Genomic DNA, 24127 nt, shown 5'->3' on the forward strand with positions numbered 1-24127 from the left:
ACAACTTGACTCTGTGTTTCAACATCGTCATTAACGCTTTCGGGCAACCACCGCTAACCGGCCGTTTTCGGTCGAGTACTCGCACGTGGACAGTACAATAAGCTGGTCGCCATACCGGGCTGATACGCCCGTGTCATAAAGAGCGAGTTTTTTGATGTTCTGAACATACGAATCGAACTCGGCGGCCGTACTTACATTCTCAATCTGGTAGTATTTAAAAACGTCCTCCGATTTGCGATAAACTTGTGACAGAATGACGGCAACAATCTCATACTCTTCCTTTTCGTAAAGCGTGCTGAACTGGAACGTTGCATGCTCTATATAAAAGCTTTCGTTCTTGTACTTCATTAAATCTTTGAACATCCAGCCGCTTTTCATGTGATGTCCATGAATCAGCAAAATGTCCGCACCGTTGGTCCGGCTATGCGCGTCCAAAAAGGGGAGGCCGCCTGTGTTTTCCTTTTTATCGAAATCATGATTGAGATAGTAATCCGCATCCTGTGGATTCTGCATGACCGGGTACTCAATTCGGGTGCCGTCCATCTTCAGCCAGCCGACGATGTCCGAGTTCCTCTCGTAAAGCTCTCGAAATTCGGGAAGCATGACCGGCTCATTCGCCTTATTGAACAAAACGGAGGGGGATGCAGCCCCTCCGCCTTTGTCCGACCCTTCCTCCCAAGCAGTTGCCAGCTCTTCGATTTTCTGCTGCTCCACATAATCCCGCAAGAGAGCTCGCGAAAAATTGACGAGCGAAAATACCAATACAAGGAAAGAAAAGGCGATAAGAATTTTTTTACTTTTGCTCATTTCTTACCGCCTTTCCGGTCTACTGGATGTGCGCTTTCTTCTTGTTACCGAGCAGACAGAGCGCAATCGTCATCAAGGACATCAGCGCCAAAGCCAGATAGAAGATTGGCGATACGCTGTTGTCTCCGGTTTTCGGAGCATCGTCCAGCTCGTTATTTCCATTTCCCGCACCCTTATCGGCTAAGTCGCTGACATCAGGCACGTTGTCGATGTTGCCATGCTCAGGCTCTGAATTGCCAGGTTGGTCAGGAGCAGGGCTGACAGGGCCTGGATTCTCCGGCTCTGGTGCAGGATTGACAGGACCTGGATTCACTGGCTCTGGTGCAGGATTGACAGGACCTGGATTCACTGGCTCTGGTGCTGGGTTGACAGGGCTCGGATTCTCCGGCTCTGGGGCTGGGTTGACAGGGCCCGGATTCTCCGGCTCTGGGGCTGGGTTAACAGGACCTGGATTCTCCGGCTCTGGGGCTGGGTTAACAGGGCCTGGGTTCTCCGGCTCTGGAGTAGGGTTAACAGGGCCCGGTCCGCCTCCAGTGTTGATCGGCTTCATTGGCACGTCGTATCTTACAATGTCAAAATCGACAGAAATCGTATCACTCCTGTGCGTCTCGTATCCGTCCTTCGTTACGATCAGATAGTAATCCGCCTCAGGAAACACCATGTATGCATAGAAGCCATTGGCATCGCTATCCTGCTCCGGGCTCTTGTTGTCATGCGGCGCAAAATTCGGAACCGGAGGGAGCGTTACTTTCGTATCCGGAATGCGGCCGTTATCTCTATTCCGCTGCGTATCCGCATAATACAGCGTAACTTTGGCTCCAGCAATTTTCTTGCCAGTGGTGGCATTTCCTGTCGTTTCATCATAAACCGTACCGTAAGGGTCGACCAATGCCTCGGAAATATTCAGCTCTCCGTTAGCCTTCACGTCCAGCTGCGTCACTTTGAAGAGCAGTTCCTCGCCGTTTTCAGCTTGATAGCGAACTTCCATGGTGTATTGCTGCGCGCTCAGCTCTTCGTCTTCTATGGAGAAGGTGCCGTTCGAAGCCAGCGGGAACGCCTTAGGACGACCGTTCTCCTGAATATAATTGCCGTCCTTGTCCTTCAAATAGATACGCATCTGGCTGGTGAACGAATCGTTGAATAGCTCTGTTGTCCCATCCAACTGCTTGAACAGAACGATCCCTACCGCCGTTATGACCGCCGGAACGGTTTCGTCTTTCACGCTGCCGTCCACATTTGCTTTTTGCGTGAACTCGATAGGCACATCTTTTCCGTCTACCGTATACACCTTCGTATACGTGATCGTATAGTCGGTGTCCGCCTCGGCAGGGACGAAATATTCACCCTTCTCACTCGTCTGAATCGTCTGCTTCTCACCTGTCTTCAGATTGGTCACCGTGATGGATGCATTCGGAATGACTTCTCCCGTGTTGTTGTCACGCAGCACGCCTTCCAGATACGGGCGGGTATTGACAAAGTGAGCTTCGGCCACTTTTTTCTCCGGAATGGTGCCTGTGTGTTCGAGACTCTCAGGATCCGTCACATAGCCGTTCTTCGAATAATCATCCTGGGTCACCGTATACTTGAGATACGTCGGAAGACCTTCTATAACAAGCGTCTGGCCATCTGTAAGCTCAAAGGTGTCTCCGCTCGTGATTGTTCCCTTGCTGCCGTCCGACTTCTCATAGGTGTAGGATTTGTTATCTCCCTTGCCTGTGAAGGTGACCGTGTACTGGAACGGTTTCTTTTTATCGTCGTCTTTACCTTTAACCGTGTTGCTGATTAACAGGCCGCCCTTCAAGACTCGCACGTTCGTGAACGGGGCGTTTTCGTCTATGCCTTCCATGACTCCGGTATAATACCGTTCCTCAGGGTTGGTCACGTATTCATCGGCGGTGTAGTCCTTCTGGGTAACGGTGTATTTCAGATCCTTAGGCAGACCCACAATTTCCAGTGTCTCTCCATCCTTGAGTGTGAAGGATTCACCAGACTTGATCGTGCCCGGTGTACTCGTCGCGCCATCTGACTTCGTATACGCGTAGCTTCCATCCCTGCCTGCATCCTCAAAGATGACGGTGTACTCGAACGCCTTCGTCTTGTCACCGCCGTTGCCCATGACCGTATTGCTGACGGTCAGCTTGTTGACGGTCCGTTCATTGATGAAGTCCGCCTTATGGTCGCCTTTATTCTCGATTGTGCCGGACAGCTCTCTCGTCTCCGGCGTGGTGATATAACCGTCAACGGTCGTATAATCAGCCTCGGTTACGGTATAGACCAGATCCGCAGGCAATGTCGGGAGCGTCACAGTTTCCCCATGCTTGAGGGTAAACTTGCCTCCGCTCTTGATCGTGCCAAACGTATTATCCGACTTCCTATAGGTGTAGTCTCCGTCCTTGCCTTCGCCGGTGAAGGTCACGGTGTATTCAAAATCCTTGATAGAATCGCTGCCGTTGCCTACCACCTTATTGCTGATGGTCAGCTTACCTTGCGCCGGCGTAGGTACGACCAGCGGATTATCAGAGGTTACTTTTACGCCGTCTATCCAGATAGGCTTCCCGGGCGTATTCCCCACGTACACCTGATAAATTCTTGTAGTCGGCAACCATGTCGTTGTGTCAATATAAGTTTCCTTCAATTCATAATACCCTGGATCCGGGAACAGCAGATTCAGTTTCCCTCCGCTATCGGTTGTTCCTTTGGCGATTTGAGTTCCGTCGTCTTTCTTATAGAGCGTAAACTCTACGCCTTTTAGCGGATTGCCATCGGGATCTACCTTTTTCAGGGGCAGCAGGGCATTGGAGCTTGAACTGCCGGCTACGTCTGAATTGTCCAGCGTGCTTTCACTTTTGGCACTGACCGTTTTCAGCTTATCATCGCCCATCAGCTTTACCTCGTTGCCCATTTTGTCGCCAGCTTTTGCTTTGGTGTTATCCACCTCAGTCTGGTACACAAACTGGTAGAAGTGGTTCGGATCGTCCATCTTAAAGGTTAGGATCGTCTTGCCATCCGCACCCGGTTTGGCTTCCACCTGAACTTCAGCATTCGGATCGCTTAGGTCGAGTGCCGAGCCCTCTCTTTCCAGAGCACCGCTGGCAGACAGTTTAGCACGATACACTGCCATACTAGGCGCGGTCAGCACAAGCTCTCCGTTTACGTCATAACGAAGATTCATGTTGGCACCTATCGTATCCTGCAAAAACACGCCCTGTTCCATGTTGAATGGCGGGGTATAGTTCACCGTCCACTCCAGCACCCCTGGAACTGGCTTCGTTACCGACTTGCCCAGGGTCTGAATAGGTACAATAATCTTACGTTGTTCTGTGACGACCTTTTCCTCACTACCCCATGTCATGTGAAGATCGGCTTTGTTATAAAGCACCTGCTTGTCTGTGCCGTTGGTGGTGTATTCCTCTAAATATTCCTCTAATGCCGCATTGGAGGGCCTTGCCTTCACCAGAATGACATAAGGGCCTTCCAATTTAGAGAAGGTGAAAGTTCCCACATTTCCACTATGAGAAAAGCTTACCACATGAGCATTAGTGCCTGGTTCGATAAGTGTTCTGGCATCGTTTCTGACACCATACTCTGTACCTCCCCCATTGTCCGAAAAACCTTTCCAAAGCTCAAAATCTTTGCCTTCAGAAATCGGCACGAATTCCCAACCTTCAGGTAGTGTATCCACTAGCTTGATGTTGCTAATTACTCGGCTACCGCCGTCCTTAGCCATTTCTTCTGTGTTGTATCCTGGCATATTCACACTTAGACGGAATGTGACAGTCTTAGTTGTTCGGTCATAGGCAGAAATCGTCCATGCTTCATTGTTATCGTTTCTAATATAACTGCTAACGTTATTCGGGCTAACATTTTCAGGCGTACCATCTGCTTGCAATGGCTTTGACGCAAAGAGCATATCCTTGTTCAGCATACGCAGATGCAGGTTGGTGCTGTTTTGTGCTTGTTTTACGGTGTCGCCGTCAATGAGCAAAGCCCGATTCCAGCTTGTTTTCCCTGCGTTGATATCCTGCCTGAAGAGGATGTCTGGGTTGGTCTCAAGTGCACGGAAGCTGAAAGATGCAGCTTTATCGGTATATCCGGTCACCTTGATCAAATCCGCCACCACTTTACCGTTCACGGTTAAAGGAATAGCTTTCAAGGTTAAGCCGTTTGCGCTCTTGAGGGTACCTTCGTGATATTGCTTCCAAAGCTGAGCAGTATTAACATTTGCCTTGATTTTCGCAATCGTTTCCGCGCTCACCTCGCCGGTTCCATCCACAGCGTTATCCAAGGCGTTCAAATCCCCGCCATGCACCAACACATCGTATACGGCTGCATTTGGCAGGTCATACTGTGGCGTAAGATTAACGGTCCATGTGATACCGCCCAGGTTATAATCCTCCATCGAAATAGAGCCTGTTTTTGTAAACGAGTGCGCGCCGATGTTGACAATGGCCTCATCAGTCACTGCATTAGGTCTTGTACCGATCATGACATCGTTGTTCTGTATGCCATCTGGTGTATCCATATTCCAGTTGGCACGAGGATCAATTCTGAAGCTGGAACCGCTTGTTACCTTGCTCTTAATCACTAATTCTACTTTACCGTTAATATCCCCAAAGGAATAAACGCCGTTCGAATCTGGTGTAATTTGTGTTTCTCCAGATGCAGCTCCATCCTCCCATGTCTGCCATTCAGCTGATAAAAAGTCCAGCCCAGCAGGTAATACATTTGTGATTGTAAAGTCCTTTAACCCTTTTTTGTTATATTGGTTAACAGTGACCCTCCATGTAATGGTTTCATTCGGATGGTCATAAGAGCCCGATGCTTGAATCCAGTCGGGTGCAACCCACGTTTCCCGTGTTGCACTGGCTTTTACATCAGCACTCGTATCCCTCAGTTCAACTTTTGGGTCAAGACGCTGTCCGCCACTTCGACCGGGATCGATTGCTACGCCCCGATACTCTTTATAATACAGATCCTTATGAAACCATGCTTGATACTCAACCTTTGGATCCACCCCCGTTCCTGCCGGGAAGATGTAGCTCAGACTGCCATCTACATCCATGGTTGGGTCTACCTTAGTGCCGTTTACCTTGAAGGATCCCGGTACATAGACCATACGGTAATCGGAAGGCTTCGTATAGAACGTCATCCCATCTAGCGGTAGCTTGCTTGCTTCATCAAGCACATCAAAAGAGGATGGAGTAGACTGGATAGACAAATAACCATCTTGATAAGCTGGGACGGTCACATACCACCAAGTCCAGCTCCCATTCTTTGGCCAGTTGTTTCCTGTCAAGTTGATGCTGTACGCCGGCGTAACATCCGGGTTCTTTAGCTCATACGCTCCCCCGAAAATCGAGATAGGCTTTGTATCGCCGTAATTCATGCCCGTTACATCCGCATTGGCAGTGGTTTCAAAGCCGAAGGTAACCGCTCGTCCAATACCATTGAAAAACCCATCGTCGCCATTAAATACAATCTTGATGCTTTCCGGAGTGAAATAGGCGATGCCAAGCTGCTTCTGACCCGTTTCAGTTGTTGCCATCAAGGTTTTGGTAGCTGTTGGCAATACCACTTCCTCGAAGTAGTCATCCCTTTTTAGTTCGATCCAGTCACCCTTCTGAATGTATAGGTCTGGATCTGCATTAGTCGGATCAGCGTCATCACCATTCACCGGCACCTTGAGGCCCTCAGATTTAAGGGTGAATGCCTGTCGGCCCTGGATCGTACCGCCTGGAGCAATGTCCGTTCCCTGCGTCACCTTTAGCGGAAAGGTTGAATTTGCATCCATGAACACCAACGTTTTGTCCGTCGGTGCAGCCATCATCACTATAGAATCGTTCGGTACATCGTATACCGCCTTAGTTACTGACGGCGGTTCGTCCGCGCTCGGCAAATCGGCTTCGCTAACAGCCGCTGCCCCGGAATCGCTTGGCGCGCTATCCGCATACCCAGTGACAGAGAACGCCACCGTCTGCAAGACAAGCGTAATTGCCAGGCAGAAAGAGAGTATTGCTTTACCTATGCTGCGTTTTCGTTTCAAGACACATTTCTCCTCCATTCCCGAACCACTGAAAATTTTTAGCGACAGTAAGATTATCGACCCGATAACACTCAACCGGCCGAATACATCTTCTATTTGCTTGATCCCAGTAGCCCTTTGCATCAACGAAATCTTGCGGAGTTCCCTCCTTTTCACCTCCTACCTTAGTCCTAATCTCCACACTATCTTTTTCATAGTTTAAAAACCTAAGCTCTACAAAATCTCTACAATGCGAAGAATTGCCTTCTCCTGGCACAATAATAGATTGGGAGGGAGCATGAGAAAGGATATTCCTGAAGCGATCTCAGTTACCGGAAAGGGGGCTTGTTCAAAAAGTAACACGTTCAGTAATAAGTTCACTTGCGGACATAAATGAAAATGAGCCCGGCATCATGACCGGACTCATTTTCATTAAACTGCCTAATACATATGGTGCCGTTCAAACGATCTCATGGCTTGCTCCGCCATGAAGGCAGGAGGGTGCGGCTGGTTCGCGCTCCACCACTCCCCCGTTCCGACAAAAACCGAAGAAGTGAACGGAAGCGTGACTTCCGAATCCATGTCTTGGTTGACCCCCTCCATATCGATTTGCTTCTGAGTCAAGGTTAGCTCATAGGATGAAGTCAAGCCATCATACTCTGCCGTGATGAGTACGGTTCCTTCCGAAATCGCGGTTACTACACCGCTAGAACTGATCTCCGCTATACTTGGATCACTGCTTGTATAGATGACGTTTATCTCTACCTTCTCGCGGCTTCCGTCACTGTATACTGCAGTAGTCACCGTTTGATAACTCTCTCCAACGACCAGTGTAGACATTCCTTCGAGCTCAAGCTCAATCAGGCTAACCGGCTCGCCTTCGTTGCCTTCTATTACCGATTGTAAAACTGGCCGTTTAGCAATATCGTCCCATCTCCAGACAGCGTTAAAGTCCCAACCTAATCTGTCAGTATAGGTAGATGGAGTCTCTATTTCAGTTTGGGATATACCTAATCCTTTCAGGGTTGTTAAGGACCCTTCAGCAACACCTTCCCGATCCACCATCATGCCGTCAAATGCATAATTATTTTCGAGCGTGGCGGTGTGCCCCGCAAGAACTCGTCCCATCACCCGGTTTGCCATCGTTGGCGCCGTAACCGAAGGGCCAAGGGCAATGACATTTCTGACGACCGTATCATTGTATCCGTATCCAGTCACTCCGCCCGCATTGCTCGTCATCGCTCGAACGGTTCCAGACGCATACACGTTTTCTGTTAAGCTGCCCGAGTTCGTAATTCCGATTAGGCCACCGGCCTGACTTACCTGAGCGGTTACATCCGCGGTAGAATAACTGTTTCTTACGATACCATTGGAATAGCCTACTAGACCGCCGACTGTGCTGGAGCCTGTAATGGAGCCTGTTGAAAGACTATTCTCTAACTCGCCATTGTTCGTGTTGACGAGTATGCCTATTCTACTCCCGCCAGTGACGCTGGCATCTTTCATGGCTATATTTCTAATCACTCCGCCATTGAGATGGAATAAGCCGCCACTCGAAGAGTTAAAGTTAATTATTTTCTTCCCGTTGCCATCCAAAACACCGGTGAACGAAACCACTTTAAAAAGTGACTCAGCCGGTTGTCCGGCGTAATCCAAATCATGGTCCAAAATATACTTTTCTGCCGGGAAGTTTTCCATAACGTTCAAATCAGCAATGGACTTGATTCGGTAATAACCGGCTTCATTTCTTTCCAAAGGCACGACAGGCTCGCTTGCCTCTTCAGGATTACTGTTCAATACCGGACGCTTTAAAGCATCATTCCACATCCAAACCGACTCAAAATCCCATTTCAATATATTGATATACGTATTGGAATCTTCAACCTGTTGCTGGGATAGCCCTAAGCCTTTTCTGTTGTCAGCAGCGGCAATACTTTCACCTTCTACATCCACAATCATGCCATCAAACGCATAATTATTCTCAAGCGTTGCGGTATGCCCGGCAAGAACTCGTCCCACCACACGGTTTGCCATCGTCGGCGTTACGACTGAAGGATTGAGAGCAATAACATTTTTAACAACCGTCTCATTATAGCCGTAGCCAGTTACTCCGCCTGCATTACTTCTAAGCGCCTGAACGGCTCCAGATGCATACACGTTTTCCGTTAAACTGCCTGAGTTTGTAATTCCGATCAAGCCGCCAGCCTGGTTCAGCTGGGCCGTTACATCTGCAGTAGAATAGCTGTTTCTCACGATGCCATTGGAATAACCCGCTAAACCGCCCACCGTGCTGGAGCCTTCGATTGTGCCCGTTACATAACTATTCTCTACCGTTCCGTTGTTCGTGTTAACGAGTATGCCTATATTACTCCCGCCAGTGACGCTTGCATCTACCATAGCTATGTTTTTAATCGTTCCGCCATTAAGATGGAATAAGCCGCCGTTTTCTGATTTGACATTGGTTAACGATTTATTATTTCCATCAAATGTGCCGAGGAACGGCGTCCCCTTAAATAGGGGTTCAAATCGCTGCCCTTCAAAATCAAGATCGTTTTCCAATATATAATTTTCATTTGGAAATTCTGAAATGGTCTTTAATTCGCTAATCGAACGAATGATGTAGTACCCATTTTCGTTCTGATCAAGCTTCGGCTTCGGAATATGATCTTCGTTAATTTGCTCCAAATTACTTTGCAGTAATGGACGTTTGGCATCTTCATTCCAGATCCAGATCGAATCAAAATCCCAACCGAGGGTCTCCATGAAAAAAGATGGCTTCGTGAATGTGTCTGCACCCACCCCCTGTCCTTTTTCATTGTTTGGATCAGCAACCGTCACGTTCTCACTGCTAACAAACATATTTTCATCGGCGTAATTATTGACTAAAGTTGCCGTCTCCCCAGCTAAAACTCTGCCGACAATTCGATTCGATGCCGTACCCGTAACAATAGATGGATTTAATGCCATACTATTTTGAATGACCGTATGGTTATATCCGTATCCGCTGATGCCGCCAGCATTGGATTCTTCTGCAATTACGGCTCCCATGGCATAGACCTGTTCGGTTATACTCCCCCGATTCGTAATTCCGATCATGCCGCCGGCTTGCTTGCCCCGTGCATGAACTCGAGCTGTTGAATAACTGTTTCTAACGATACCGTTCGAGTAGCCCACAAGACCGCCAACGGTAGAATTGCCTCTAATAGATCCGGTGCTGTAGGCATATTCCACGATCCCATCATTCTGATCAACCAGGATTCCAACATTGCTCCGGCGAACATCAATGTCAGCATGGATGATTCCTAGATTACGAATCGTCCCTTCATTAATGGCAAAGAGGCCTGCGCCGCCTGAAGAGATAATAACGCCCGTAATCGTATGCCCTTGCCCATCAAACGTACCCGTAAATGGAGTGCCATTCGCGCCAATGGCCTCGAAAAACACGCCATTCCCATCAATGTCCCGATCTAAAACAAAATGTTTGTCCGGGAATTCATGCATTTTATAAAGTCCACTGGCACTTTTGATTTGATAGGGGTTGCCTTCCGAACCAACGCCCAGCATTCCTTCTTTAGCTATGAACGGGTCCGTTAACGGCTCTTGATCGATTGGATTATTAACCAATCTTACGACGATCGTATGTTCATCGCCAAATGCAAGAGGGTTATCAAATAAGATGATTTGTTCACGTCCGAGATGTTCCAGCGTTGCTTCTTGAATAACCGTTTCCAACAGCTGTTCACCTGTATGATCCCGCTTTTCCCCGATAACGGTGACACGTTCAAGCGAGCTCGGGTAATTCAAGACCCCAACGCCCTTCAAGACGTTATTTTCTACAATTGCGCTCGTTAATTTCATATAATTGGCGGGTTGGTTCATCGTAAATGAATCAATCTCAACACCGTCGCTGTTGTAAGCTTTCAAGGAGAGAGATTGATCGTTTGATTCTAAAATAACACCCGTCTGCTTATTTTCATCATACACGATATGATCCCAGTCAAATGATTTGTTATCAAAGAACGTTGGACCTGATGAACCAACGGTAACAAAAGTTGTTCCTAAATTCATCGCTTCTTCCGATATATCTTTTACACCGTTTCGTATGGTTGTCCGTTTATACACATGATCATGACCGCCAATATACAAGCTAACACCAAGCCGTTCAAATGCTTGAGACAATTTCACTCTCATCATGTCCATACCGGTCTCATCGCCGGATTGACCGCCATAATAAGGATAATGCCCCATCACGATTTTCCACTTCTTGTCGGTTGCCCGCAAATCTTTTTCCAGCCATGACAGCTGCTTGTCGAAATCCAGCACAGAATTCAGAACAGCAATGTGCATATCGCCATAATCAAACGAATAATTCGTTTCCCGGTAACTGCCTTCACCGTTCTTCGGCAGGTTGAAAAACCCGGAGAACGGCCCGATTTTCCGCTCCGTCGCACGTTCACGATCCCCGACAATGTGAGCAGAAACGAGACCCATATCATTGTTGTAAATGTTGCTAAACACATCATCCCATGCATACATATTGCCGCCGTTCTCGACCAAGTCTCCGACTTGAATCACAGTCTGTCCGTTTGAATTTTTCTCCTGCAGAACATCCAGCATATTTTTAAACAGTGGGAAACTTTCCGGATTTCGATCTGGAACTTCAAGATCTCCCATCACATACAATACGTCTTCCTCTGAAGCCGGCGCGGTCCTAAAGCTATAACTGCCGCTCCAAGGTCCAGTCGGTGACATTCCATACCGATAGTCATACGTAGTCCCTAAGTCGAGACCTGTTATATTCGCTTCATGAGCTGCAAGCACGCGATAGTTACTTTTGCCAAATGTATCACCATACGCGACTTGAAAATAAGAGACTCCCGCTTGTACCACTTCCGCATGGTCCCACGTCGCCTCTGACCCCGGTTTATACTGAACATATGACGTCTCTAAAGCCTTATCCGTCACCAAATTTATTCCTACTTCACGTTCATTTCCACCTACATTAACAATGGGTTGAAATTCATTTAAAATTTGTTCGGCATCCAGATTTTGTTGATCAACAAGGATTCGAATAAGTTCAACACGCGTATTTCCTTGAGCGTCGGTTGCTACATACTTAATGAAATATTCTCCATACATGTCGACCTTAAAATGCTGATTTGCTACGGCTACTTCTCCTTTATCATTTAAAACGATGGCTTCCACCGATAAAGATTGACCGCGGTTATCTGTCGCTGAAGCGCCCAGCACCTCCACTTGATCCCCAAGCTTAATCGTGTCGGGATATTGTCCATGAACCGTGATTTCAGGCGCGTGCACCGTGCCCCTCGTTTCATCACCAATCCAAATTGGAGCACTTATAGCTTCTTCACCGTCTGCTTGAAAAGCTCTAACGAGGAAATAATCCCCATCTTCACTTGCTAAGGTTACTTCCTGTTTAAATTGATTGCTGGCAATATTGCCGTACTCTTTGAGAATTTCACCACTGTTTTTGTAAATAATAACTTTATCCAAAATATCGCTAACATCAGGGTCATTTATCCGTATTTTAAGTTCTATTTCTTTTGTTTTGGCTGGAAGGATCGCCCCCATCATCTGACCTTTTGCTGAAACCGCCATTTCTAGGTTTCGATCAAATGATACATAGGTGCGGTGGTTTCGCATCGCCTCGTAAAGACCTTCTCTAGTAAGATTATCTCCCCACATACCGGTCACATGGGGCTGGACCATTCCCCAGTTTCCTTTGTGCTCGTCTCCGCCAAACACAGGTGAAACATGCCAGCCTTGATCTAACGCCTTGGTATAGACTGCAAAATCATTGGAGGATTTGTATTCCATCAGATTAAGGTTTTTGTCAACATCCCGGTTATAATGTTTAAATTCATTGAAACTCCAATTTCCTGACGCGCGTGGGTGATTAAATTGCGCAATCGCATTGGGATCTTGGGCAAGTCTTGCGTAGAAGGTTGGCAAATCATATTTGATGTCGCTCCAGCCCCAAGTGCCATCCGCACCTACTCCATGTGTTCTTGCAAACCATGGGGCATTAAATAAGTTGATATGGCCCGCTTCATCATACCAAGTCACTTCCGTACCCGGCAGCGTAATAAATTCGTGATCACGATTGTGAGCATCGGATTGCTCATGCAACATCTTGTATTCTTCTGAATAAGAGTCTTGAACATCCGTAATAAAATCACTGCCCGTACTGATGTCATAAGTCACGTCGTGTTCCGTCACTGCAAAAAAATCAAAATCTGTATTACTTTTCACAAAATGATAAGCATCATTAGGCAGCAATATCCCATCACTGAGAGAAGTATGGGAATGCATGTGACCTTTGAACAGTGAAGCTCCTAAATACTTAGCTCTATCTTTTTTAGAAACACCCTCTTCTTTATCTGAGGACGCGAATACATTGATGCCGTAACACAGACTAACAACCCCCGCAATAAAACAAGCCATCACAATAAAAGGCAGACTTCTTCTTTGGGACTTCAATTAAAATCCTCTCCTTTTTCGGCTTAATTGGTAAGACAGTAAGACAGGTGTCTGACTGATAAACAAACAGCCCCTAAACCAAAAAATGCAGTCTGAAGGCTGTTCATATCATCTGTCTTGTTCATCACAGTCGCAACAATCGCTTAATGATAGGCGCAAGCGACTGTGCCATGCGCAAAAATCCAAGGTCCGTTGGATGTGTTCCGTCAACCGTACAATCATTGACGAAATCATCGCCTAGCAGCTTAAAACCGTCAATGAAATGAATATTACGGTCTCCTTCTGTCCGCCTCTGTTCAACATTCTCGATCTGAATCAGCCTGCGGCGATCATGAAGCTCCCTCCTCTCCGTATAGAACTGGTCTTCGGCAGTGCAAATCCTAGAGACTACTAATATAGGAACTTCGGGATGCCGTTCTCTCAAAATTCGGATGAATACAGGCAGCGTTCGTGCGATGTTTCCGGACTCGCCCGTATTCCCTTCATAATCAAGAATGAATAGAGCCGGATCATCGATTTCCGACATGATATGAGCGAGCTCCGGCTCGCCCTTTCCATTCCCCGAGAAGCCAAGATTGACGAACTCCACCGGAATCATACGGCTGAGAATATTGGAATAAGCCATACCCGGCCGGGTGGCACATCCCCCTTGCGTAATCGAAGTTCCATATATAATGACGGGTTTACTGCTTGCATAGGCAGGTGCACCGCTTATGACAGCATCCTTATCTACACCGATCCATACCTCTTCTACCCCTTGGTAGAGCGGCAAGTTTAAGGTGACGGCCACATCTTTTTTTGTCTCCCACTGATAAAGCTGGGATTCATATTCACTTTCCGTTGGTTTGAATCTAGCCGTGGTGATAAAGCTCTGCTCTCCCGGCTCTCCAAGATAGCAGTCAACCCCGCACTGCCCTGTAGGCGGCATATGATACATATTCGCCGGTCCGGCAAGACGTACCCTTATGACCAGCCTTGAAGAATTGGTGCGAAAGCGAATTTGCCCGCCTGCCGTACAATAAGCAAGCGTATCAACCGCAGGCGGCAAGACAGCCCCGGAAGCCAAGGGCAGGCGTCTGTATACCCCATCCTGCGTGAGCCATGGGAAGCCTGCGATGTGAAAGGGCGCCTTAAGCGGAGAATGCCATTTCAGCTGTTCACCATTTTTTATCTCCGGGTATATGGTCCCGCCCAGTTGATCTAAGTTTATCTCTTTCGATTGAACGGCCATCTATTTCTACTCCCTCACTATATTGACTTAAAGTGCGTGTTCAAAAAGTCGGATTTTCAGCACCGAAGCTTATGCTTCCGAAGTGCGTTTTTTCAAAACGCTTTAGGTTGGATGAAGCTAGGGACTGAGGAGCGGAGCTCCACGTTTTCGCAGAAAACGTCTTCCAAAGCATCTGCTGTTTTGGGTACGTGAGCACCTGAAATGTTTCCGCAGGAAACATGCTTCGGAAGCTTCTACTTAGGCCCGGCTGAATTCAAGATTCGATGCCGAATTACTTCTTGACTCCCTTCGTGTTAGATATAGAATTTATTCGTTATCAGCAGAGCTGATGAAATTCTATATCGCAAGAAAACCTACCTTTGAATCGCGGTCGCTCATCCTTGATTGGCCTCGATTGGTTTTCTTATCAAAAGACGACTTTTTGAACAACCTCTAAAATACGTTTGCTGCGTTTACTCCATCTGGAATACATATTTCCGAATCGCCTGAGCAACGCCGTCCTCGTTGTTGGTAGCCGTTATGACGTCCGCTATGGATTTGATATGCTCTTCACCGTTGGCCATCGCCACACCGAGACCTGCCGCCTTTAGCAGCTTCGCGTCATTATCACTGTCTCCCATAGCAATTACATCGGACATCGAGAAGCCCAGCGTCTGACAAACCTCGCGCACTCCGCTTTCCTTTGTAATGCCTTTAACTGAGATCTCCATATTAGTAGGAGCCGAATGGGTAACCTCGAGCGTGCCCCAACTGAGCAGCTCTTCCTTAATTTCCGCGAGCCTCTGTTGATCATTGCTGCCGATGCCGAATTTCATCCAATCCCGTTTGAGCATCTCAGGCGTCCAATCCTTGTCGCCCGTCAGGCTTTCCACGCTGTAGCCCCAATACCACTCGCCCTGTTCAGAAGCAATGGCATGTATGCGGCTGATCGTGTCCCGAGGAATAAAGACGCGTTTATTAAGCCTGCCCGGTCCCTCCCAAACTTCTGCGCCATTGAGCAGCACCATGGGGGAATCGAGCCCAAGCTCATCCCAGAAGCCCTTGGCAGTTTGCAAGCCTCTCCCGGTGGAAAACATTACTTTAACACCGTGATCTACTGCATATTGAAGCCACTTTTTGGTCTCTTCCGTAATGTGCTTTTCATCCGTCAGAAGCGTCCCGTCCAGATCCAATGCAATCAGCTTATATTTCGCCTTCACTTGCTCTGCAGTATTCATCCCTTCACCGCCCCCATGGTCGCGCCTTCCATAAGAAGTTTTTGGAATAGGATATAAATAATAATGGACGGTACCATCGCAATGGTTACACCGGCAAACAAAGTCACCCAATCCGCAGTAAACTCCATTTGCTTATTTGCAGAATACATTTGCACCGCAATAGGATATTTTTTGGGATCGCTCAAATAGATGAACGGCGCTAAGAAATTGTTATAGTACCCTAGGAACTTGAATACGCCAACGGTTACAATTCCCGGTGTAGACAACGGAACGATAACACGCCAAAACTTTTGGAATAATGTAGCGCCATCCATCGTTGCGCTCTCCTCAAGCTCCATCGGCAAAGAGCTCATAAACCCTCCGAGCAGCATAAGATAGAACACGCTTTCACCCAGACTGGACAGAAGAATTAATCCGGTCAAGCTATTGGTCAAACTCAGTTCCCGCATAATGACATACTGGGGTACAAGCGCATTGATGCCCGGCAGGAACAGGGACAACATAATCAAGCCCCAAATCAATTTTCTTCCTTTGAACTGCATTCGAGTAAGCGCATAGGCGTTAATTGTCGTGAAGAACAGTCCAAGCACCAGACTTCCGCCAACATAATAAAGGGTATTTAAGAGTGATTGCCCAAAACCGTATTGATTCCAAGCCTTCGAATAATTCTGCCATCTTAGTTCCGCAGGCAGCGCCCATATATCTTTAAAAAACTCAGGATTGCTTTTTAACGATTCATAAATAACCCAGATTAAAGGAAATAATATAGTCAGCGACCAGGCATACAGCACCACACGCCACACAATGTCCATTAACGTTCGTTTTTCCTTCAACTATATCCCTCCGAACCTTCCTATGGAAACTAATACTCGTAGCCTTTGTTCGGCACGAATTTATCGATTAACAGCTTGGCTGTTACTAGAATGACGAACAGAATCATACCGACTGCGGAAGCGTAGCCGTAATTCCGATACTCTACGCCAAAAGCTAAGTTAAACATGTAGAGGCCGATAACATCCGTCGACCCGAATGGCCCCCCATTCGTCATAATGAGGATGATTTCGAAGCCCTTCATCGTGCCGACGACGAGGAACAAAGCGCTGACGCGGATAATGGGCGTAACGAGCGGCATTGTAATTTTAAACAAGCGTGTCATATGTCCGGCCCCTTCAAGAATCGCCGCCTCGTACAATGACTTCGGAATTCCCAGCATCGCATTGGCAAAGATAATGGCGTACAAGCCGACACCGCCCCAAACCCATGCCGGGATAATGGAGGCAAGCGCCGTGCTTTCATTGCCCAGCCAATAGAAATTCCCCATATCAATTCCGACGAACTTTAGAATCCCATTCAGCAAACCGTACGATCCGTCATAAATGAAGGCCCAGAGGAGAGCGACTACGACCGTAGATAACACGTTCGGAAAGAAAAACAATACCTTCAAAAATTTATTTTCTTTATACGTTTTATTGGTAATTAAATAGGCAAGGAGCAGGGAGATGACAATAACAAAGAAAGGCACGGTTATCATAAAAATCAAGTTGTGGGTAAGCGCACGCCACACATATTTATCTTGGAATGCGGTGACGAAATTGGACAGCCCGACAAACGTTGCATCCGTAAACCCATCCCAATTGAGCATCGCATAATAAACGGATAAAATGTTCGGAAACAACGTAAAGAGCAAATAGCCGCCAAAGGGAGGCACGATGGCTATGAACAGAAATATCCACTTCTGCGTATTCGCTTTGTCTAGACCCAAGCGCTTGCGCATAGGGGTCTTTAGTGTCGTCACAACGGTTGAATCAGACACAAGAGGTCAACTCCTATCTTACTGGACGTTTATAAGTCGCTTTCAGTGTGAAGCCTATAGGATCTCAGAAGTTAAAACGGAAGAGCGGAGATGAGTCCTCCCCGCTCCAACACGTCTTATTATTTCTTCTCAGCCTCTAGAGCTTTCTTCAGCAGCTCTTCGGCTTGCTCCAGAATCGGTTTCGGATCCTGCATACCCATAGCAAATTTCACAATATTCTCATTCATTAATTTTTCGGCTTGAGCAAGATTCGGATCGGAAATGTTGATAGACCGGCTTGCTTTAAAAGTCTGAGCATTATTGTCTGCAATGTACTTCAGAACAGATTGAGCAGAGCTGGAAAGGTTAGCCGCCCTGGAGGGATCCTCCATCAAATCCTTGCGCATTGGCAAAGCACCTGCTTTTTCGGCTGCAAATTGTTGATTTTCCAGCGTAACCAGCCATGCGATCAATTCTTTGGCCCACTTTTTGTTCAGTTCCGGCTTAGCTGCCCAGATATAATTGAAGTTTGAAGTTCCGCTTCGAATCCAAAGCGTTTGATCCGTGTTATCTCTGAAAGGAACAGCCATGAAGCCCCAGTCGAAGTCCTCAGGCGTTGCTTCCTTCATCTCATTCTCGACATGCGTCCCTGTCGATACCATCGCAGCTTGCCCCTGAATAACCTGCATTTGCGATTGCGTATGGTTCAGTGCCGGGAGTCCTTCTGCAAAATATCCTAGCTTGCCAAGCTCATAGAAGCGCGTCCAGGTTTCAACCGTCTCTGGATTTGTGTATTGCGGCAGACCATAAGTTCTATAATCCTCGATAAATTCATCGACATGGCCATTGATATCAGCCAGCTCAAAATTTTTGGCCGTTCCGAAAGCCCAGTTATGGTAGCTTGGATGAATGCCCGGAAACGTAATGGGAGCAATGCCGTCCGCTTTAATGTCCGCTAGAAGTGCTGTAAATTCGTCCCATGTGTTCGGGTTTTGGTTCCAGCCATGCTCTTCGAATAGCTTTTTGTTAAAAAACAACCCGCCAAAGCTGCTCGCCGTAGTAAATTCATATCTTTTCCCATTGATCAGCGGTGTTGACTCGTACATGCCTGGCATCATAAGATCCTTGACCTTTTTGTCCGGTACGTCTGGAAGAGGGAATTCCCAAATGTCATCCATGGGTTCAAGCTTTCCGGCTTCAGCGAGCCCTATGATACCTCCAGACGGGTCTGTATTGAATAGATCAAACATGTCATTATCATTGCCTGCAGAGATTTTTGTAGAAAGAATCGTCTTCATATCAGCTGAAGCGGTGATGTCTACTTTGACATTGGGATACTTGGCTGTGAACGATTCAACTGCATAATCGAACCACTCCCGGCCATATCCTCCTACAAAGAAGCCTACCTTTAGCGTTACTTCCTCATTCTTCGGCAATCCATTCTCATAAACTTCTACTTCTGCAGATACACCCGGCTTATCCGAACCAGCAGGAGTAGTACTTGGACTAGCCCCGTTCTTTCCGCTGTTTCCACCGCAACCAGCCAGCATGGCTAAAGATAATGCCGCTGCAACACCCGTGCTCATGAATCGTTTCATTTTCCCATTAAACATTATTCCGCCCCCGTTAATTAATAAATAAATTGGATTAACTATTTAAGCATAATTGTGATTTGTTAATCAGCAATCAAATCCGGGTAAATAATTTGTAAACAACTTTTGGCTTATAGCCACTTAAGCTTCACCTCCCATATATTCTGTAAACGCTTACATTCTAATCACTTATCGGCCAATTGTCAACCTTTTTGTCAATCGATTTGATCATTGATGACCCTCTTAATAATGGGGAGAGTTAATCGAAATGCCCGAATCTCCAGAAATGTTAATTTAAGCTGGAATCCCACAATGCTTCTAAGACTTCGATTAGCGCAGAATCCGCCCTTTATGCCAAGACGATGCATAATATACTTCGTTCGGCGGACATGAAATAAATTGGTTATGATAACAAAAGATTTTAGGTGGTACTGCTCCATCAATTGCTTGCTAAAGATTAAATTTTGAACGGTGTTGTTTGACTTGTCTTCTTTTAATACTCTTTTTGCTGGGACGCCCTTCTCAACCAGGTACTTCTCCATCAGCTCCGCTTCCGAACGACGTGAACCAACCGCTCCCCCCGATACAATGATATATTCGTGCCCATACTGCCGAAATTGTTTGTAAGCCTCATCCAGTCTTTCTTTAAGCAAAGGGTGTATTCGGCCGTCTTTAGATACATAGCCAAGTACAATAAGTGCATCTGCTTTACCAGGTTGTAACATAACTGCATGCAGCCAGCATATGTAAGTCAGCACCGTCATCGCTGCTATTGCAATTATCCATCCAATCCATACCATTACTTACTCCTCTAGGCGTCAATTTGTTGTATTTAATCAAATCAGTTTACAAATATAATATCTTTTTTTATCACAATGTCAATACAATCCGTTGCGTTTTTTTAGTGTTTTTGAATTAAGAGTTTTCGTATAGACTGCATCATGCTGCATAAACCGCCATCTCTCGTCGTTTTTTAGAAATTTATAATAAATGTTAGTTGAATTAAACGAACTTGCAACTTTTATTCGCCTCGTATTAATGCTACACTTGAAGCAAAGTATGTTCCTAATTTGTCAAATGTTTTGAATCTATATTATATAAAACGTTGTTGGAAAGAGGATGCATATTGTGAGTGATTCGGTTAAACAAACCAGCCATATGTTATTAAAATCAATAAATCAGCAGAAGGTTCTTTTTCTCATTTATTCAGAGGGGCCGATCTCTCGCGTAGAGCTTGCGGAAAAGACTGGACTAAGCAGACAAACGGTAACCAATATCGTGAATCGCCTGTTGAAGGAAAAAATAATCGTGACAGGGGAGCTTATCGACTTGGAGGCAGGCAGCGGAAGGAAAAGAGTCGGCCTTCATATCAACAGCGGCCATTTTTATGCTATCGGGCTTGAGCTCGCCGGCAAATACATTCGCGGAAAAGTGTTCAACCTGCGTCAAGAAGCTGTCGCATCCGCAGAACGCACGAGTAACAAATATGGTTCTATAGATGTGCTGATGCAGCTGTTGCATGAAGTTATCGATGAGCTGCTCACCCAGGTGCCCAACACCTCCAAAGTAAAAGGGATCGGAATCAGTATGCAGGGCCTGGTCGATTCTCAGCATGGCATCGTTCTGCGGACACCCGGCATAGGCGTTCATCGCCTGCCGCTCAAGCAGCTGCTTGAAGACAAATATGACATACCCGTGTATATCGAGAACGATGTCAATCTTCTCTCTGTCAACGAGAATATGAACGGCTGCTTGAAGGATTCCAATAACAATATCACCATCAAGTTTGATTATGGTACAGGCGGCGCGATCGTCCATGATAAACAAATTATTGCAGGATCAAGCTTTGTTGCAGGTGAATTCGGGCATTATAAAGGCTTCTATGGAGAAGATGCCTATCCATGCCATTGCGGCAGATCCGGATGCTTAACGACGCTTGCTTCCAGCAGCGGACTGAGTGTCTCCATCAAATGCACACTAGAGGAGTTCGCAGAAGGCATAAGAACTGGAGATCCTAAGTTCCTCAGTTTATACGAAAAGATTGTCGATGGCATCGCGATCGCCGTTACCAATATCATTACATTTATAAATCCAGACAGTCTGCTTATAACGGGCCGAGTCATTCATACCATCAGTCCCGAAATGTTCAATGAGATTAGAGCCAGGGTGATGCACCAGTTGCCTGTAACAGTTAATAACGTACAATTGATCTATCTTCATAACAAACCGGATGAAACCAAGCTTGCTGCCGGGTTAGTTATTAAACGCGCCTTTGAAATACCGCTGGATACTTTATCTCTTTAAGTGCCCCCGTTTTTGATGTCATGCCTAAAATGGTTAAGTCGATCGTACTCAATAAACAGAACTCTCCAGACTCGGAGAGTTCTTTCTATGTTATCCATATACTTCGCCCATATCGACAGTACGCTGGTATTACCCCTAGTAGACGCTATTGTGCGCTAGTGCGTCGATTCCGTTTGCGTATCAACTCGGCAAGTTAGATTAGCCAATCGCCGTATCTCATCGCTTAACCTTCGATTGACGGGATACACTTCTTCTATGAAATTTAAAATGCGAAGTGCCGATTCGGGAACATGGTCGTATCCCTGTATCATGTCTCCTATGATTTCCGCAAAACGGGGGTATCTCCTCTCTAACCGCCTCTCGTTGCCGAATGGGTCGGGAAAGTAGTCCACCTCTTGCTCCAGCAGATGGAGCACGGATAGAATCCTGTCCACTGCGTATCCTTGAACAAACCTCGTCGCGGATAGACGCTCTCCCCTAGCATAGCGACCGAGCCCCACGTATAGATTGGTTAAGGCCTCATTCAAAGGAAAGTCCAAGGAATCCACTTTTAGGCTGGGGACCGGGTTGGAAGGTTTGGCGATTGCAATATTGGCATACATGGGGTCTTTCCAAATGACCCGGCCTTCCGTGTAGGTGGCGTTCGCCAGCTCCCATTCCTCGAATACAGCATATTCCCCGAAAATACCGTCCTCGAACAGTACTTTGCAGCCAACATCCGAATTCTTAAATGAATAGGCAAGAGGGTGTACGTCCTCGAGCCAATCCAACCGGTCTATATATCTGTTTTTCTCTCCGGGCTTTACAATGACAAAGAAATCTAAATCCGAATATTCATCCAGCCGTTCTGTCTCGACCCCAACGGAACCAACTCCTAATAATAAAAGAGCTCCCCCCTTGCGTTCGAGCGACTTACCGATCTCGCCCAGCCGCTGTAACAGTGATTCTGTTCTCAACATTACAAAACCTCCCCTAGTTTGGGAATGCAAAAAGGGTCCAACCCACTTCTCAGCGAGGTTGAACCCGAAGGTTGCATTGCCTTTATTATCCTACCGTGAAATTATCACGTATACTTGTTGCTGTCAATCGAAAAACTTGCCGTTACTTATGATAAGGTTCAGCTTAACGGGTCTATCGGCGAAAAATAAGAAGAGGAGCTGTCACGCCACGAAAAAAAACTATCTCTGCAGCAACTCGTCCCGCGCTTCGGTCAGCGCGAACCCCAGCAGGTTTTGACCCCGCCATTTCACGGGATTCTCCGCATCTGGATTGGACTGGCCCATGCCGATCCCCCAAATGCGGTCCTGCGGGCTGGCTTCGACGAGGATGCGGTTCTTCGTCGACTTGAGATAATCGCCAAGCTCCCGATTCTGCGAAAACTTAGCCAAGCTGGCTTTTTTGACGATGCCGTAGCATTCCCTGTCCCAAGTATCCTTGTCAAAGTTTCGGACCGCACGCCCATAAGCCTTCATCTCCTTGGGATGCTTAGCCGTAAGGATCGACTCCAGCATTTCGTTGTCGCCGAACAGCCTTGCCTTCTCGGCCATCATAAACTGCTCGGCACAGGAATACTCCGTCCCCTCTATCGTGAACGGGCACATCCACCACTGGCTGAAGCAGCTTTTGTCGACGCTCCCGTCCTTAGGGGGCGTATGGCCCCAAAAGAATACAAACTTGAACGTTTCCCCTTTGTTATAAGCTTTTCTTAGCTCATCAAGATTGTAAATCATCGTTATTCCTCCAGTTTTCTCCGATACAACCGGGATGGCCGATGCCCCGCATTTTCGGTGTAATGATCGGTCTCCGCCACGAGATCGGCCACCTTGCGCCGGAAGGCCGCCTTCAATAGCTCTTTATCCAGAATGACCTCATAAACCTGCTGCAGCTCCGTCAAGGTAAAAAGCTTTGGCATTAAGTGCAGCGCAATATCGGTATAATTCACTTTTCCCCGCAGCCGCTCGATAGCGCATGCTATAATCTTCGCATGGTCGAAGGCCAACCCGTTATTTGATACGATCTTATAATCCGTGCTAGTCGATGTCGTCTTCACGGTCAACGTCCTCGCCACGACCGCCGAAAGCTCCTCTTCACCGCTTAGCTTGAGTTCATACTCCAGCGTCTTGACGTACCCGTCCTCCATCAGCTCTTTCTGCTCCCGCAGCAGCCGGTAGGAGACCTGGAACCAGGCGGCGTTGGCCGCATCGTCTCCCGCCTTAAGCTCCAACTTGTCGCTATTGATCAGAGCCATGTAGCTGCAGCTCATCACCCAGGTTCGGGGATCTCGGCCGATATCGCTGAACGTATACAACTGTTCCAAATAAACGTCGTCCACGCCGGTTTCCTCGCGCAATTCCCTTGCCGCGGCCTGCTCAGTCGTCTCGCTCGGCTGGACAAAGCCGCCCGGCAGCGCCCATTTACCCAGGAAGGGGTGACCCCCCCGGCGGATGAGCAGGATACGGAGCTCTTTTTCCGGTAATTTGCGATAGCTGTCAGCCTCCTCATCCGTAACCGTAAAGATCACCATATCGGCTGCCACCGAAGGCCGCTCGTAATTTCCTGCCCGGTACTGCTCCAAAAATTCGCGTTCCGTAAGTCCGTTCCGATCCAACAAATCCAATGGGGGCGCCTCCTTGTTTTTTGATTCTACATTAGCTCCTTGCC

13 protein-coding genes are annotated in these 24127 nt (G+C 47.2%); 1 reads left to right on the forward strand and 12 read right to left on the reverse strand.

The features are described from left to right. Nucleotides 1-30: 30 nt before the first annotated feature. The 9 genes from PAEVO_RS30815 to PAEVO_RS30855 all read right to left on the reverse strand — a co-directional run bounded on the left by PAEVO_RS30815 (nt 31) and on the right by PAEVO_RS30855 (nt 19962). The gene (locus PAEVO_RS30815; protein WP_100541274.1) at nt 31-807 is read right to left on the reverse strand and encodes a class B sortase; all 777 of its coding nucleotides are present in this window, start codon (nt 805-807) and stop codon (nt 31-33) included. A 19-nt stretch (nt 808-826) separates the two neighbouring features. After that, on the reverse strand, nt 827-6850 hold the full coding sequence (locus PAEVO_RS30820) for a DUF7601 domain-containing protein (protein WP_100541275.1): 6024 nt from the start codon (nt 6848-6850) through the stop codon (nt 827-829). Nucleotides 6851-7270: 420 nt separating this feature from the next. After that, nucleotides 7271-13330 (reverse strand): CehA/McbA family metallohydrolase, encoded by a 6060-nt coding sequence (locus PAEVO_RS30825; RefSeq protein WP_100541276.1) that lies wholly within the window; start codon nt 13328-13330, stop codon nt 7271-7273. 124 nt (nt 13331-13454) lie between these two features. Beyond that, nucleotides 13455-14561, reverse strand: a complete 1107-nt coding sequence (locus tag PAEVO_RS30830; RefSeq protein ID WP_100541277.1) for an SGNH/GDSL hydrolase family protein — start codon at nt 14559-14561, stop codon at nt 13455-13457. A gap of 452 nt (nt 14562-15013) precedes the next feature. After that, nucleotides 15014-15778 (reverse strand): Cof-type HAD-IIB family hydrolase, encoded by a 765-nt coding sequence (locus tag PAEVO_RS30835; RefSeq protein ID WP_100541278.1) that lies wholly within the window; start codon nt 15776-15778, stop codon nt 15014-15016. Further along, entirely contained in the window at nt 15775-16611 is an 837-nt protein-coding gene (locus PAEVO_RS30840) for a carbohydrate ABC transporter permease (RefSeq protein WP_009591560.1), read from the reverse strand. The genes PAEVO_RS30835 and PAEVO_RS30840 overlap by 4 nt, the downstream gene beginning before the upstream one ends. A gap of 29 nt (nt 16612-16640) precedes the next feature. Continuing rightward, complete coding sequence (locus tag PAEVO_RS30845; RefSeq protein ID WP_100541279.1) at nt 16641-17591, reverse strand: carbohydrate ABC transporter permease; 951 nt, start codon at nt 17589-17591, stop codon at nt 16641-16643. Between the two features lie 119 nt (nt 17592-17710). Then, nucleotides 17711-19183, reverse strand: a complete 1473-nt coding sequence (locus PAEVO_RS30850) for an ABC transporter substrate-binding protein (RefSeq protein ID WP_100541280.1) — start codon at nt 19181-19183, stop codon at nt 17711-17713. A 194-nt stretch (nt 19184-19377) separates the two neighbouring features. Continuing rightward, a complete protein-coding gene (locus PAEVO_RS30855) occupies nt 19378-19962 on the reverse strand; it encodes a YdcF family protein (RefSeq protein WP_100541281.1) in 585 nt (194 codons plus the stop codon). Between the two features lie 319 nt (nt 19963-20281). Here PAEVO_RS30855 and PAEVO_RS30860 point away from each other — a divergent pair, with 319 nt between their 5' ends. Then, nucleotides 20282-21466: an ROK family transcriptional regulator gene (locus PAEVO_RS30860; protein ID WP_243390998.1), complete on the forward strand. Its 1185-nt coding sequence runs from the start codon at nt 20282-20284 to the stop codon at nt 21464-21466. 155 nt (nt 21467-21621) lie between these two features. Here the strand turns inward: PAEVO_RS30860 and PAEVO_RS30865 are convergent, their stop codons facing one another. From PAEVO_RS30865 to PAEVO_RS30875, 3 genes are all read right to left on the reverse strand, one after another. After that, entirely contained in the window at nt 21622-22425 is an 804-nt protein-coding gene (locus tag PAEVO_RS30865) for a hypothetical protein (protein WP_100541283.1), read from the reverse strand. A gap of 219 nt (nt 22426-22644) precedes the next feature. Then, nucleotides 22645-23196, reverse strand: a complete 552-nt coding sequence (locus tag PAEVO_RS30870) for an NADAR family protein (protein ID WP_100541284.1) — start codon at nt 23194-23196, stop codon at nt 22645-22647. A gap of 2 nt (nt 23197-23198) precedes the next feature. Beyond that, nucleotides 23199-24083, reverse strand: coding sequence for an NUDIX hydrolase (locus tag PAEVO_RS30875; protein WP_100541285.1), 885 nt, complete (start codon nt 24081-24083; stop codon nt 23199-23201). Nucleotides 24084-24127: the final 44 nt, after the last annotated feature.

The organism is Paenibacillus sp. GM2FR (genome assembly GCF_002803325.1).
GTDB lineage: Bacteria > Bacillota > Bacilli > Paenibacillales > Paenibacillaceae > Paenibacillus_AQ > Paenibacillus_AQ lautus.